Origin of the sequence: Neobacillus canaveralius, assembly GCF_047237705.1 — a bacterium.
Lineage (GTDB): Bacteria > Bacillota > Bacilli > Bacillales > Cytobacillaceae > Neobacillus > Neobacillus niacini_K.
Map to the genome: position 1 here is coordinate 3,890,810 of NZ_JBDFLL010000001.1, position 15,234 is coordinate 3,906,043.

The following is a 15,234-nucleotide window of genomic DNA, read 5'->3' on the forward strand; positions in this document are numbered from 1 at the left end:
ACCGCCTTTTTAAATACTAATGATAACTTTTTGTACGAAGTTATTCATTTATATTATTTTCACCTAATTTTATTCATTTTTCAAACCATACGCTTTCGACAGTTCTTTTAAAATTCTCTTTATTTTTTTATCCTCAAAATAAATAACCCGCACGAGATGGTTGTGCGGATATTATATCGTTATGAAGCTAGTTTACTAAAACTGCTACATAGGTTCTTTAATGTGTACAATCTCGCTGTTACAATAAATAACTCGTTGTAGTTATTTTTCACGTATTCATCAATGATGGTAATTCCTTTGTGGAATTGATCCACTAAATATAGTGTGTATTTTTCATTCCAATCAAACTGGTTTATTCTAATCAATTCATCTGCTACTATTTGAAACTTATATTCTTCGATCAGATATTTAATTTGCAATAATTTATTGTTCTCAATTCTAAAATGGTTTGTATCTCTTTGATTTTGAACAAATTTAATAAAACCAATAATATTTTCTGCCAGGATAATTGCTTTTTGCATTTCGGGCCGCATTTTATCCTCTCCTCAAAATTAATTCTATATAGAGTGTATGTTTTGGGATATAAGGATGACACCGTTGATTAATTACTCGTTTACTCTCGATTTTTTTCTGGACTTGAATTGTTCATATTTGGAGGGCTTACCTTTTGAATACAGTGCATTTATTGAGGCTCTAACACTTGAACAATAACCACAATTTATACATTTACCGTCTACAAATAATCTTAAGTTCCTACACTCTGGACATTTTACTATTTCCAAAAACATCCCCTCCACCGCTCCTACTACTAATAGTCCTATTTTATGAAGGGGGGAGAGGATTTATATTTTTGGTGACCTAGAATTACAAAAAAAATTTTCACTGCTTTCTCCATACTAAAAAGCCCCCTTGAATCGTGTTCATCCACTTTGATTCCTGGGGGTTTTTTCAGTTGAATTTTTTGGCAATTTTGCTGTGTGTCACTTCGATTTTACCTGGCAGGACAAAAAGATATTCAATGAGGCTTTCAAGCAAATCCATTAATAAAGCAGTAGTCTCGTAATCCATTTCCGCTTCTAATTCAAGCATCCGATGTAAGGATCCATCTGTTGCGAGCAGGTGGCTTAGGGATTGTATCGGTTTGGCTAGGTCGACTTGATTTGGGAGGATTTCAAGCTGCTGGGATAAAGGCTGTCCTTTACTTTTTTCTTTTAGAAAATGTTTTAGGATACTTTCAATAACACGTTTAGACATAACTGCAGTAGCTGAATTTTCTCTAGATTCAAATACGTTTATCGCTGAACGATAAGCTCTAATAAGGTCTTTTGGTATATTAGGTAGACTTTCTAAATGATTAATTAGATGTTTTGAGGCTTGGATGTCATAGATATATGTATCAGCATGTTCATTTTGCTCTTCCTGACCATCCTTTGTCATAATAATAAATACGGTTGATTTTTTACACGTAGGACAACTGGACTCTGTGAGCAATCCATTCTTGCTGCTTTGAAAGTTTGCATTAATCATAAATTCCGTCATATTTCTGCATTGAGGGCACTCACTTTGTATGCTCTTTGGTATTTTTAGATTTCCATAACGAATGTAAGAATTGACGGAACCAGGATTAATCCTTCTCATACCTTAGCCTCCCTACTTTTTCACTTATATAAATACAATTTTTGATGTACTCTAGACATTGTTAGTTTTCCCCTAAAAAGAAAAATCATGTTGTATTAGGACAAGCATAAGATAAAATAACCATCTTTTTTGCTGAAAGGACTGTTCAGCATGACTAATAATAAGTCGAAGTTTACTGCTTCGCTGTATGCGTTAATGGCGATTAGTTTTTGGGGCGTTTCATTTGTCTCCACTAAAGCTGTACTTGGAAAACTGGATCCTTATTCGTTACTTGTTATTCGATTTGGAATTGGAGCTTTATTTTTGCTGCTGCTGTTGCTTTTACAACGACATCGCCTGCAGATCTCCATTAAATATGTCCCGCATTTATTGGTACTAGGCATACTTGGCGTTTTTGTTCATCAGCTGCTCCAGGCGACAGCATTGTTGACAATAAATGCTTCTGCTGCTGGCTGGCTCATATCGTTTTCACCTGTCTTTACCGTGATTCTTTCGATGCTTTTTTTGCACGAAAAGATGAGTATTCCCAAAGCAGTTGGTATGGTATTGGCAGTAACCGGTGTGCTGATTATCTCAACGACAAGAACTGGACAATCTATTCAGTTCACCATGAATATAGGCTTCCTTCTTATGGTCCTGAGCACGTTAAATTGGGCTATTTATTCTGTGCTTTTAAAAAGTTTAAAAATTCCTTACCCCCCTCTCGTCGTAACGTTTTATATGTGTTTACTTGGCTTGATTCTTACTACACCTTTTATTATCCGAAATAGAGGCTGGGAAGACCTTTCAATGTTAAATCATTCAGAGTGGGCTCATTTGTTGTTCCTTGGTGTTTTTGTATCGGGTATTGCTTATTGGTATTGGGGAAAATCACTTGAGGTACTAGAGGCATCCAAGGTTTCCATGTTTCTCTATTTAGAGCCCATTGCAACCTTAATTGCTGCGGTTCTGCTATTAAATGAAAAAGTTTTACTCATAAGTGTTGCGGGAGGCATCATAATTATTATAGGAGTGATTATCGTTAACGGTCAGCTTGTGCCTATGTTGTTACGCTTTATAAAAAAATAACGGCTATAGGAGGAGAGCTTTATGACTTTGACAGCGAAGATTAAGCATGTATTAGATTCCTTAAAAAGTCCATCTAAAGCCGACCTGAAGAATGCATTGTTACAAATAGATTTGAAACTTGATGATCTTGCACATCTGCCAGAACCTTCTGAAGGAAAACCTTATAATCGAAAGCTTTTATATAAAAATGATGAAGTCGAGCTGCTTGTGATGAATTGGTCTCAGTTGGAGTGTGCTCCTCATGATCATGGTAATTCCCATGGCTGGATCCAAGTGATATCCGGCACTTCTCTTAATTCTGTATATGAAGTTAAAGCTGATCATTTACCTAAAGAATTGTTTTATCAATACCACCATAAAGGGCAATATTTTTATGCACCAAAAAAAGCTGTCCATAAAATGAAAGCCTCAAACGATACAGATATGGTGACCCTCCATCTTTATTCCCCGCCCATTACCGGTATGTTGGTCTATGACTTAGAAAAATGTGCGGCATGTGTGGTATCCGATGATTGCGGGGCATGGTGGCCAGATGAAAAATATCAGAAGCTAAAAGAGATAAAATTAAGTAAAAAGAAAACACCATGAGTCCTTGAATCAAGTTCTCATGGTGTTTTTAACTATCTAAATTTCAATTATCAATAATACTTAATATAACCGTCACTTTAAATAAGTCTCCATCAACATCTATATCTAAAGTACCCTCATGTAAATCAATGATTGACTTTGCAATAGCAAGACCCAGACCAGATCCTTCCGTATGGCGTGATTCATCACCACGTTTAAACCGTTCAAATAATTCATCGATATTCTCACTTAGCTCATATTTCGAGACATTTTTAAAGGTAATCCTAACTTGATGATTCTCCTTTTGTACATGAATATAAGCTCTTGTGTTCGCTAATGAATATTTAGCTATATTTCCAATAATATTATCAAATACCCGCCAAAGTTTCTGCCCATCAACAAAAGCATAAACGGGATGGTCTGGATTTGATACCCGAAACTGGACCTGAGACGCTTCCATGGTTTCATTGTACTCCGCTAGTGATTGTTGAAGCAATTGGACGATGTCGACCTTTTCTTTTGTCAGCTCAATCGCTCCGCTGGCCATTTTGGATGCCTCAAAAAGATCATCGATTAATACCTTTAAGCGTTTTGACTTACGATCAATAATTTCAATATACGCATTTCTCTCATCCTCTGTTAACTCAGGATTCTTTAGAAGGTCCGAATACGTAATTATGGAAGTTAGGGGTGTGCGTAAATCATGACTGACATTTGTGATTAATTCGGTTTTTAGCCTTTCGCTTTTGGCTTGGGCATTTTGTGATTGTTTCACACCGTGTTTCATTTGATTAATATCTTCTGCAAGCTTGGCGAAAACTGATCTCCCAATAATAGTTAAATCAGGTTTGAACTCACCCTTTGCCAATGCCGAAGCATTTAAAAGGATTTGATTAAAATAACCAGTTCTTTTGATAATGAGGATAAAGAGTGGCACCCCGATAATCAAAATCGCAGGAATATAAAGCGCTAAAAAATCCTCGTCAATAAAAATGAGTGCCGTTAAGAGTCCAAAGAAAAAAACAATGGTCAATAGTAAGAAAACTTGCGTTCCCACCCTTCGATTTAGGAAAGCATTTCGAAATACGTTAATGATACTAGCAAAGAAATATCTTATATTTCTTAACACGCGGCCAATAATCGTCTTTTGCCAAACAATCTTGTCAGAGCGAATCGTTTTAAGTCTGTTATACAGGTAGATGGCTTGGACCAGCGTTAATCCAATAATTATCGTTAAAAATACAAGATTGATGACGATATCATCGGCATGAATGTTAAAATAGATATAGGATGTACTATCTATTAAAGCCATGGAGGTTATGACAGATATCCCCTGTAAAATTAAAGCAATATCAAATGGAATATTGTTATATTTACTCTGCCATTTACTTGGTGCTATTTTCTCGATAACTGCAATTCTCTTTCCTATAATTCCACTTCCCGCTAATGCAAGTATCCCGGCTAAAGTATAAATCCAGTAGAAAATTCTTTGATTATCATAATTATGATAATTCTGCATGATCATATTAGTTACTGGAGTATTTTTGGATACCCCTATTTTTCCTTCATATCGATCATTGGAGTTGGTTTGTAGAAGGTCAGACAGATTCTCAGATCCGTTGACTACTGGTCCTTCATTAAAGACAAGATAACCATTTTCTCTGGTTGGATAGCTCTGAATATAATACATTGTTTCATTGTTTATAGATTGGTCAACTGATTTTGTATTCTTTGTTGAAAGATTGGTATATATTTGACCTGTTTCTGTATTTTTTAAATAATAAACAAATGCCTCTTGATAATTTTCATACTCCTGACGATAACTTTCTAGCTCTTTGAAATACTCATCGATATTTTTTTCTTTTTCTTCTATGATACTTTTCTGGATATTTTCATCAGTTTCTAAGTTTTTAGTGAGTTCATCAATCTTTTGATCGCGTTCCTTGATATAAATATCAGCAATCTTATCGTTTTCATTCGCTTTCGCTGCATCTATTCTAGATTGATACTGCAATTCAATGTCACTAATTAGTTCAGTTAAATCACCCAATTCGTCCCGTTTATTCTGTATTTCCTCCTTTGATACTGTAATAGCCTTTTTCATTTCTTCCTTTGATTGGCCATTAATATCAAAGGCTTGGATATATTTTGTTAGATTCTCAAGTTCACTCTGAAATTGTGATGTTTTAAAGTAATTTCGCTGATAATAATCATTTTCATTAATTAATGCAGATATAACACCACTCACACCAAATGCAAACAATACGAACCATCCGATAATTATTAATCTATTTCTCCATTTTGTATCCAATGCCCCACACCACCTTTAAATACCTCGGATTTTTTGGGTCGATTTCTATTTTTTCTCGTATTTTACGAATATGCACTGCTACCGTGTTTTCCGCATTGTAGCAAGGTTCTTTCCAAACCCTCTCATATATATCAGAGATGGAAAACACACGGCCAGCATTGACCATTAGCAATTCTACAATTTTATATTCAATCGGTGTTAATTTCACACGTTCGCCATTTACCGCAACTTCTTTTGCTTCTTGGTCAATCGTTAAACCATTTAAATCAATGGTTTTATTTTTCTGATCAAATTGACCTAATGTCACATACCTTCTAAGCTGGGATTTTACCCTGGCAATAAGTTCCAATGGATTAAAAGGTTTTGTTACATAATCATCCGCGCCAATCTGCAAGCCTAAAATCTTATCCGTATCTTCACTTTTTGCACTTAAGATAATGATGGGAATATTTTTTTGTTCACGTATTTTAAATGTTGCCGAAATCCCATCCATGCGCGGCATCATGATATCCAGTAGAATCAAATGTACCTCTTGTTCATTTAAAATTTCCAGTGCTTCAAAGCCATCCTGTGCCTTAAATACTCTAAGACCCTCATTTTTCAAGTAGATTTCAATCCCATCACGAATTTCTTTATCGTCATCTACCACCAACACAGTATATTGATTCATAAAAAAATCCCCCCCTTTCCAATTTCAGACGTTTCGTTTGTATTGAATGTGTCTAGTATAATCAATATTTCTTAAGTTTAAAGTAGGAGAAAAATGAAGATTTTCTTAAGATTTTTATAACAAGCTTCCCTTTTGATTCTACCAAAGTATTTACAACATAGTATATTTTTGTATTTCAAGCGTATAGTTAATCTAAAATAGCAATCTATCAGTAAAGGATGAAGCTCTTTGTGTATGAATCTTGGCAGCCTAACATCTAAACTAAATGAGTTAACATTTTCCTTATTGTTAGCAGGTTACAAAACTTGTCCTCCCAATTGGAGTAAAAAAGGGAAAAAGCCCCTTTACCACTCCCTTTGGTTTATCACGAAAGGAACTGGAGAACTAATAATAAATGGTAAAAAAAATGACCTTACGCCTGGGAAACTGATTGTTTTTACACCTGGGATGATATATGACAAAAAATCTTCAACTTCAAATCCGCTAGAGTTTTATTTTATACGGTTTACTCATGCAGGTGCCTTTGAGAAAAAAGAGCAATGGCATTTCAAACAGCCTCAGGAAATATCCTTTCCACTAGACGGGGTTTATCCGATTAAAAACAGTTCTGGTGTGGCACTTTTATTCGATGAAATCCATTCTTTGTCTAAACGTAGAGGTTCAACAATTGCATTTAGACAAAAGATCTTATTTCAAGAACTATTACTAACCTTGATACAGGACTTTCATGCTCAAACGATTTCTAAGGACACAAGACAAGTAATTGAAGAAACAATTGATTATATTGGTCATCATTATCACCAGGCTATAACCTTAACAGACTTGGCAAAGATGGCAGGCTTAAGTAAAAGTCACTATTCCAGACTTTTCAAAAAAAATACCGGCTACAGTCCGATTGAATATTTAACCCATTTACGGCTTGACCGTGCAAAGGAGCTTCTGGCACATTCTGATATAAGGGTCAAAGAGGTAAGTCAAAATGTCGGTTACGAGGATGAACTCTATTTCAGTCGAATTTTTAAAAAAATAGTTAGAGTCTCTCCTAGTCAATTCAGTGATGAGCAAAAATTATTAGACCAATAGAAAAAGGATGGTTCAGATTTAAGACCATCCTTTTTACCATTTCATCTTAAAGTTTAACTTTTAAAGTCTTCCTTTTACTCAGATTCTGGCATAATTGAAAGTACACTGATTGGTTATTTATCAGCTGTTGATGATTTCCCATTTCTACAATTCTACCTTTGTCTAAGACAATAATTTTATCTGCATGCTGGATGGTGGAAAGTCGATGTGCAATGATTATGGTTGTTCGATTCTTGGACATTTCTCTTAAGGCTCCTTGAACCGCTTGTTCTGTTTCTGTATCAATATTGGCTGTCGCTTCATCAAGTATAAGTACATCATTGTCTGCGATCATTGCCCTTAAAAAGGAGAGCAGCTGCTTTTGTCCCGCAGACAATACGGTTCCTTCCTCTCCCAGCATGGTGTTATATCCTTGAGGCAGCATTCTAAAAAAAGAATCAATGTTTACAGCCTTCGCTGCTTTTATGATTTCTTCATTACTAACATGGGTATGATTCAAACGAATATTGTCAAATACAGTTCCTGAAAAGACAAAAGCGTCTTGTTGAATGATTCCAATGTGTCTTCTAAGGTCGTTTAAATGAACATCTTTAATGTTTATTCCATCGAGGCTGATTATCCCCTTTTGATTATCATAAAATCGATTAATGAGTTGAATGATCGAACTTTTACCGGCACCTGTGGCACCGACAACACCTACTGTTTCTCCTTGATTAATCCTAAAATGAACATCCTTTAATACCCATTCTTCATTTTTATAAGCAAACCATACATGTTGAAAAACAATGTTACCCTTCACTTTTTCTGGAAGTTCCTTAGGATTCACAGGGTTTACGATTGTTGGTTCTGTTTCTAAGGTTTCAAAAATCCGTTCAGCTGAAGCAAGAGCGGCCTGTATTTGATTAAACCTGTCTGCTAATCCTCTGAGTGGTTCAAAAAACTGCCTAACATAATGAGTAAACGCATACACAGTACCAAAGGTGATACTTCCATCTACTACACTTCTTCCTCCATACCAAACTAAAAGCGCAAGCGAAATATTTCCAAATAACCCGATAGAAGGATTAAAGATAGAATTGATTACCGTTTGACGCATCCCAGCTTGATAATGCTCCTCATTTAATTCATTAAAGCGTTCCAGCTGTTTTCCTTCACGGGCAAATAGTTGAATGACACTCATCCCGGAGAGATTTTCAGCTAGATAGGAAAGAAGTGATGAAAGAAGCGTTCTTAGCTTCCTCTGTGTATCACGTAATACCCTTTTAAAATAAAAGGTGACGATAGCTATGACTGGTATGACTAAAAAGCAAATCAGGGTTAGTTTTACACTCATATATAACATTAGGGCGATGATTCCAATCAGAATCAAAACTTCTTTTACTAAGTTCACAATGACTTGAGAGTATAGTTGGTTCAGCGATTCAACATCATGGGTAATCCTTGTTACTAATCTGCCAATCGGGTTTTTCCTAAAAAAATCCATCTGCATAAGGGATAAGTGCTTAAAAATGGCTTGGCGAAAATCATATATTACATACTGCCCTGTAAATTGAAGGGTATTATTTTGGAAATAGGTACAAATAGAAGAAACCATGATCAATAAGAAATAGATAATGCCCAAAAACATCATCCCTTGATAATCGTTCATCTTGATGTAAGAGTCGATTGCCACTTTAATAATAAACGGCTGAGCTAAACTGGCTATTACAATAAAGACTGTCAGCAATAATGAAAAAAAGAGGAGTTTTCGATAGGGTTTTGCGAACATCAGCATACCTTTTAATAATTGACGGTCACCTATTGCGGGATGCATACCCTTTTTTATACTTCGAATGTTTATCTCCTCCTTTTCTTAATGATGAATTTTCTTCCATTAAGTGTTGGACTCGTAATCTCCGTTGTTTGCTGAGTAAACATTTTTTTGTAAATTCCATCCTGCTTTAAAAGTGATTGATGCGTGCCCCTTTCGACAATCTCCCCTTTATCTAAAACAATGATTTGATCGGCTTCCTGTATTGTAGAAATTCGATGGCTAATGATGATGGAAGTTCGACTTTTCATTTGTGTTCTCAGTGTGTTTAAAATATTGGTTTCTGTTTTAGAATCTACCGCTGATAGGCTGTCATCAAAAATGATAATAGGAGAAGGTTTTATTAATGCTCTTGCGATACTAACACGCTGACGTTGTCCACCTGATAAAGAAAGCCCCCTTTCTCCTAATTCAGTGTCAAAATTATCAGGGAGATCCATAATATCTTCATAAACATGGGCTTGCCTTGCAGCATGTAATACCTGTTCATCTTTGTAGGGATTTGGGTCAAAGGCAATATTTTCTTTTATGGAAGAGGAAAATAAAAAATTGTCTTGTGGTACGTATGCAACTGATGCCCGAAGGGTTTTTAATGGCACATCTCGGATATCAAGATCATCGATAAAAATTGAATTTTCGGGAGGATTATATAAACGTAAGAACAGATTGACTAAGGTTGATTTTCCACTTCCTACTTTTCCGACAATGGCTAAACTAGTTCCTTTTGGGATGGAAACATTAATATTCTTTAATGCTTTCTCTTTACTCCTTTGATACTTAAAAGATAAATTATTTATTATAATATTTCCTTGAATAGAGGTGATAGGGGTTATCCCATCTGCATCTTGTATAGCAGGTTCCGTGGACAAAACATGACGAATTCGGTTATCTGCGGCTTTACCCTGCTGAAGGAGATTTATGACCTTTCCTATGTTCTCAATCGGGGCAATCAACAATGATAAATAGGTATTAAAAGCAACAAAGTCACCGAGAGAAATGGTATTCTTCATCACTAAAATGGAGCCAAATACGATGGAAATTAAATAACTTAGTCCGACAATTCCTTGACTTATCGAGGTGAACAGCGAATTTGCACGAATTAACTGTTTATTGACCTCGACATTGCCTTGATTATCGTTTGTAAACTTCTTTCGTTCTTCTTCCTCTTGGATATAGGTTTTGATAACACTAATTCCCGAACAAAATTCTTGAACTCTGCTTGTCAATGTCCCGATCGCTTCTTGTACTTTTAAGGAATGCGTTTGAATCTTTGAACGGAAACGATAGGCTATATACGTTAACCCTGGTAAAGGTACAAGGACCAGTAACGTTAAATAGAGATGAATCGTACTTGCCATCATGAATACAGAAATCGAAATGAGCACGGCAGCTTCGACCATCTGAAAATATCCCTGCATAACGATCTGCCTCATGATATTGACATCGTTTACAGCATGAGCCATTAGATTCCCAATTCGCTGGTTTTGATAATATTCAGCCTGCAATCTCTCCCAATGTGAAAACAATAAACTCCTTAAGTCCCGCTCTAGGATTCTTGACATCTTGAATATATATATGCGACCACTCGACCGAAATAAAAAAGCACCGAGTCCGACAATAACAAACCATAGAGACAACTCCGATAAATCAGAAACAAGAATGGATTCATTTTGGAGCCCATCCGTAAACTTTTTTAATAAAACGGGAACAAATAATTGCAAAACAAGAGAGACGGTTAAAAGGCTGGTGCCCAGCAAATAACTCCATTTATGTAGCACAAAATGCTCCTTAAAGATAGGTTTAATACTCATCATACCCCCTCCTGCATAAAGGAATATGCTTAGAATAACGCACCCTTCAACCAATCACAATGGATTTCCCCATCATCTTTCATGGATTATCATGCTTTATAAACAAAAATAGAAACGTTTGGACACCCATATAAGGCGCTGAAACGTTTCTACTTTATTATTTTCATTATACTTTTTTAGAATTGATTCTCTAACCATTAACTATATAAACAAGACATTGAAAGAAGACCATTCTAACAAACAATCCTTTAGTTTCTATTTGTACCAACGAGTACCTTTACGCTTTCTTCAAGTTGATTTACCAGCATTTTATGATTATTTTTTGCTATTTTCATATATTCATTGGTCACTTTTCCCCAGACTCTCTGGCTTTCACGTGAATAGCGAACATACGCTTCACTACTTTCTTCGACGTTTTTTTCTATAGATTCGATAAGATTAACAGTGAATTTGATTGGTGTCATCACCAGATTCTCTACTCGGTCAGAAATGTCTTCCACTTGCTGTGTATACTGGTTTAATCCGTCATTTTTTTCAAAATTACCGGGTAAACCATTGACGATTTCCCTGTTTGACTTTCTTGATTCTGGATATAAATCAAAGATTGATTTTCTAAAGTCTTTATTGAGCTTAATTACATCTTTTACAGATTTAAGATAAGCTTCTTCACTGCTTTCGCGGAGCTGTCTTGCTTGATCAAACATTTGTTCGTATTGCCCCCAAATTGTTTCTACATATGAATTGGATACAACTGCTTCTTCTTGAGCTTCATTTTTCGATTGTATATTTTTTTCTTCTACGTATGGATTAGATAAAACTACTTCTTCTTGAACTTCAGCTTTCATTTGTGTTTTTGCTTCTAATTCTGGAGCTTTGTCCTCTTTCTTTGTTAATGTTTTAGTCATTTTCGTTCCTCCTTAGTTTCTACTTTTATTTTTATTTCTCTATGGAATCCTTCTTTTCAAATGAAGGGAAATAGAGCTCAATTAAAAATCTTCACTATCATCAATGAGGATTGTTTGCTTCATTCATTGATTTAGATACATTTCCTACCTATTGTTCGTATCAATCTCAGAATTAGATTCAATTACATTTACTAGTTCTTGAATGATATCGTTAAGCTTCATCATACTTGTATCTTTCTTGAGAATACTAGAAGTTTTAAGAAGTAGAATTTCTTCTTGGTCACTCATAAAGATCCCTCCATTGGTCATATAACAAATTTTCAGGACTGCATTTATGCGTTACTCATATATGTAATTTACATATATAATAACTCATCTCACTCATATATCTAATTACATTCTAACTTCAACTAATAATTCTGTAATATAGATGAAAGTCAACAACTGTTAAATCTAAGTTAAGCTTAAATGGATTTCAAAAAATAAAGTAATCTTAAATAACGACAAATACTTTCGATTCTTTGTTTTTCGATAGAACAATTGCTCATAAATACTCATTTATAGGGCGGATACATCACATTTCATAAGAAAGTGACGATGAAAACTCTTCATACTTAAACAGGTACGAAGGAAATTATGTGGAATTATACATTAACAAGGTAAATAACCCTTGTAACTAATCGGAAAGGTTGTGAGTTTATGAGACTTCTGGATGTACAGCCAAAGAAAAACTTTAGCTACATCTTCGTTCAATTTCCAGGAATGAAAATGAATGTCCCTTCGCTCTCCAACGATGAGGGAAAGGCGGTGAATGAAGATGTTGCTTTATGTATCCAATTAAATAGCAAAGAGCAGGTTAATAGTTTATACCTTGTGCACACACAGAGTATAAAACCGTTTGACTTCTCTGATGAAGAAATTGGAGCAAAAGCATTTTTTCGAGTCATTAAGAAAAAAGAAATCACTCAAACCTCACACACGAATGAATCCGATGATATTGCCACGTTTATTACAGATGAAGTGGCTGTTGTTCAAAAGAAAACAGCAGCAGGATATGAATTCGTCCTAGTTTTAAATAAACGAGAAATTGGAATCGTCGCTTCGATTGAAGAAGAAGTTTTACAAATAGAAAAAGTACCATTTACACTTCATGAGGAGTACAAAGAAAGTGTCATAGTTAAAACAAGTAAAAATAAAAATATGATTGTCTTAGCAAGGAGGGCCAAAAAGAGGATATTCTTTGGAGGCCATGTCTTTCAAGATACAGAAGTTAAAGATCCAATCCGAATGCTTTTTGAGGGCGTTAAAAGAAAAGTTATAGTATTCTCTCCTGCCGCATTAGATTTTATCGGTCCAGGTGATCGCAACCAACCCAACTTAAGCATGAGGGGAGGTTAAATTGCTTTCCAGAAAAGGACTAGACAATTTCATACTAGAAAAATAATCGAAACGAAGGATTAAAAGGATAATCCTTCTCGATTGTAAAGATATAAAAATAAAAGGGAAAGGCTAAATCGAGAATAAGGATTCTCTTTAAAGAGAATGAAGCAAATTCAAATAGAGAAAAAAGAGGCTGGGACATAACTAGCTTCAAATAGTGAGAAAGGTGAAATTGAGCGTGCTCAATTTCACCTTTCTCTGTTTTTACTCATAATGGTTTTTCATTCTCAGCTGTTGGCCGTGAATTTTCGTAAATTCACGGCCATTAACGCTATTCCCATTTCATTGTCAACCTTCGATTTTCCGCGTACAGAAAATCGATTGAAACGCAAATTAGCCTTCAAGAATCCAAAAACTGGCTCCACATCGATTTTGCGTTTTCGATAGATGGCACCCGTTTTTTCTTCTGAAAGCTTCGCTCTCACATATTCTTTTTGTTGTTCCCATTTCTTATTCACCATTAACGTTCGATTATTGCCTTCTTTTGCCTTCGTACATGATGAACGGAATGGGCATCCCGAACAGTCTTCACATTCATAGATTTTAAACTCTCGTTTGAAACCTGTTTTATCCGTGCGTACAGATGAATATTTAAATACAAGACGTTGCTGGTTCGGGCAAATGTATATATCATCTCCTTCATTATACTGCCAGTTGTCTGGATTGAATTCGTTTTGTTTATATTTTTTCTTTTGCTCTTTCAAATACATGTTATATGTAATGAGCGCTTCTCGTTTACGATTTGAAAGGATATCTTCATAATTTTGCTCGCTGCCATAACCTGCATCTGCGACAATATGCTTTGGTAACTTAAAATAGTGTTGCTCAATTTCATCCAGGAACGGGATTAACGTACGTGTGTCTGTCGGATTTGGAAATAAACTATAGGCTAGTGCGTATTGACCTTCTGTTGCGAGTTGTACATTATAACCAGCTTTCAATTGACCATTTTTCATATAATCATCTTTCATACGCATGAACGTCGCATCGTGATCTGTTTTTGAATAACTATTACGTGTGTCAAAGATTTCGAAATCTCGTTGGTATTTCTGTGTTCGCAAGATGTAATCAAGCAACTGTTTGCGCACCTGCTTGGGATATTTCCTCTCACTCCTTAACGCCTTTCGTTCCACTATGTCTGACGTTGCTTCTATTTTTTTGTCATACTCTGTAACAATATCGTCTACTTTTTGAACCATTTGACCAAGTTCCTTATGCGATAACTGTTCTTCACATTCTCGTTCAATCTCAGGTATGATTTCCTTTTCAAGTAGCTCGTTGTATAGTTCATTTGACTTTTCAATTAATGCTTTGTGATACTTTTCAATCGATTTCTTCCATACAAACGTAAACTTATTCGCATTCGCTTCAATCTTTGTGCCATCGATAAAAATTGCATCTTGATCGATAAGTTTTTCTTCGACTAATTGGCAACGGAATTGGACGAAACATTGGCGAATTAATTCCTTCACTTCTGATTGAACACGGAATCGGTTGATTGTACGGTAGCTTGGTTCATGCCCTTGAGCTAGCCACATCATACGGATACTGTCTTTTAATAGTGCCTCAATTTTGCGCCCCGAGAAGACAGATTGCGTGTAGGCACATAAGATTATTTTAAGCATCATGCGTGGATGGTAGGCAGGACAGCCCTCATTTCGAAGAAATGGTTCCAACGCTTCCTGAGGGATACTTTCAACTAAATGATGGACATGGAAGGCAATATCATTATTTTGTAATTTTACTTCTAAATCTAAAGGCAAAACTAATTGATTCATGATATAATTTTTAAACATAAGGACACTTCTTTCTGATTTTATTTTGTGTGGTAACTTAATTTTATCAGAAGTTGTCCTTATTTTATTGAAAAAAATAAAGCCGGTGAAATTTTACTCGTCGTAAAATTCCACCGGCTTTTTCATTTCAGAGGA

The 15,234-nt window shown here is 35.4% G+C and carries 13 protein-coding genes; 4 read left to right on the top strand and 9 right to left on the bottom strand.

The features are described 5' to 3' along the window. Nucleotides 1-179: 179 nt before the first annotated feature. Complete coding sequence (locus ABC255_RS19440) at nucleotides 180-533, bottom strand: hypothetical protein (RefSeq protein ID WP_412996094.1); 354 nt, start codon at nucleotides 531-533, stop codon at nucleotides 180-182. A 415-nt stretch (nucleotides 534-948) separates the two neighbouring features. Beyond that, the gene (locus ABC255_RS19445; protein ID WP_412996095.1) at nucleotides 949-1,638 is read right to left on the bottom strand and encodes a DUF4145 domain-containing protein; all 690 of its coding nucleotides are present in this window, start codon (nucleotides 1,636-1,638) and stop codon (nucleotides 949-951) included. Nucleotides 1,639-1,788: 150 nt separating this feature from the next. Between ABC255_RS19445 and ABC255_RS19450 the strand changes: the two genes are divergently transcribed. Together ABC255_RS19450 and ABC255_RS19455 are read left to right on the top strand one after the other, a co-directional pair. After that, complete coding sequence (locus ABC255_RS19450; RefSeq protein WP_412996097.1) at nucleotides 1,789-2,706, top strand: DMT family transporter; 918 nt, start codon at nucleotides 1,789-1,791, stop codon at nucleotides 2,704-2,706. A 21-nt stretch (nucleotides 2,707-2,727) separates the two neighbouring features. Then, the gene (locus ABC255_RS19455; protein ID WP_412996099.1) at nucleotides 2,728-3,294 is read left to right on the top strand and encodes a cysteine dioxygenase; all 567 of its coding nucleotides are present in this window, start codon (nucleotides 2,728-2,730) and stop codon (nucleotides 3,292-3,294) included. A 43-nt stretch (nucleotides 3,295-3,337) separates the two neighbouring features. On the opposite strand, the gene ABC255_RS19460 is transcribed toward ABC255_RS19455, so the two are convergent. Continuing rightward, on the bottom strand, nucleotides 3,338-5,584 hold the full coding sequence (locus tag ABC255_RS19460) for a histidine kinase dimerization/phospho-acceptor domain-containing protein (RefSeq protein ID WP_412996101.1): 2,247 nt from the start codon (nucleotides 5,582-5,584) through the stop codon (nucleotides 3,338-3,340). Beyond that, nucleotides 5,562-6,254: a response regulator transcription factor gene (locus tag ABC255_RS19465; RefSeq protein ID WP_335536418.1), complete on the bottom strand. Its 693-nt coding sequence runs from the start codon at nucleotides 6,252-6,254 to the stop codon at nucleotides 5,562-5,564. Before ABC255_RS19465 ends, ABC255_RS19460 begins: the two co-directional genes overlap by 23 nt. 234 nt (nucleotides 6,255-6,488) lie before the next feature. Here ABC255_RS19465 and ABC255_RS19470 point away from each other — a divergent pair, with 234 nt between their 5' ends. Further along, a complete protein-coding gene (locus tag ABC255_RS19470) occupies nucleotides 6,489-7,337 on the top strand; it encodes an AraC family transcriptional regulator (RefSeq protein ID WP_412996103.1) in 849 nt (282 codons plus the stop codon). A 46-nt stretch (nucleotides 7,338-7,383) separates the two neighbouring features. Here the strand turns inward: ABC255_RS19470 and ABC255_RS19475 are convergent, their stop codons facing one another. The 4 genes from ABC255_RS19475 to ABC255_RS19490 form a co-directional block, all read right to left on the bottom strand. Beyond that, the gene (locus ABC255_RS19475) at nucleotides 7,384-9,150 is read right to left on the bottom strand and encodes an ABC transporter ATP-binding protein (protein WP_412996106.1); all 1,767 of its coding nucleotides are present in this window, start codon (nucleotides 9,148-9,150) and stop codon (nucleotides 7,384-7,386) included. A gap of 23 nt (nucleotides 9,151-9,173) precedes the next feature. Then, nucleotides 9,174-10,958: an ABC transporter ATP-binding protein gene (locus ABC255_RS19480; RefSeq protein ID WP_412996108.1), complete on the bottom strand. Its 1,785-nt coding sequence runs from the start codon at nucleotides 10,956-10,958 to the stop codon at nucleotides 9,174-9,176. 248 nt (nucleotides 10,959-11,206) lie between these two features. Next, nucleotides 11,207-11,863 (bottom strand): hypothetical protein, encoded by a 657-nt coding sequence (locus ABC255_RS19485; protein WP_412996110.1) that lies wholly within the window; start codon nucleotides 11,861-11,863, stop codon nucleotides 11,207-11,209. 144 nt (nucleotides 11,864-12,007) lie between these two features. Further along, nucleotides 12,008-12,151: a hypothetical protein gene (locus ABC255_RS19490; RefSeq protein WP_412996112.1), complete on the bottom strand. Its 144-nt coding sequence runs from the start codon at nucleotides 12,149-12,151 to the stop codon at nucleotides 12,008-12,010. Between the two features lie 411 nt (nucleotides 12,152-12,562). Here ABC255_RS19490 and ABC255_RS19495 point away from each other — a divergent pair, with 411 nt between their 5' ends. Continuing rightward, complete coding sequence (locus ABC255_RS19495) at nucleotides 12,563-13,261, top strand: hypothetical protein (protein WP_412996114.1); 699 nt, start codon at nucleotides 12,563-12,565, stop codon at nucleotides 13,259-13,261. A gap of 269 nt (nucleotides 13,262-13,530) precedes the next feature. Here ABC255_RS19495 and ABC255_RS19500 read toward each other — a convergent pair whose 3' ends face one another. Further along, nucleotides 13,531-15,099, bottom strand: a complete 1,569-nt coding sequence (locus ABC255_RS19500) for an IS1182 family transposase (RefSeq protein WP_412990881.1) — start codon at nucleotides 15,097-15,099, stop codon at nucleotides 13,531-13,533. Nucleotides 15,100-15,234 lie beyond the last annotated feature (135 nt).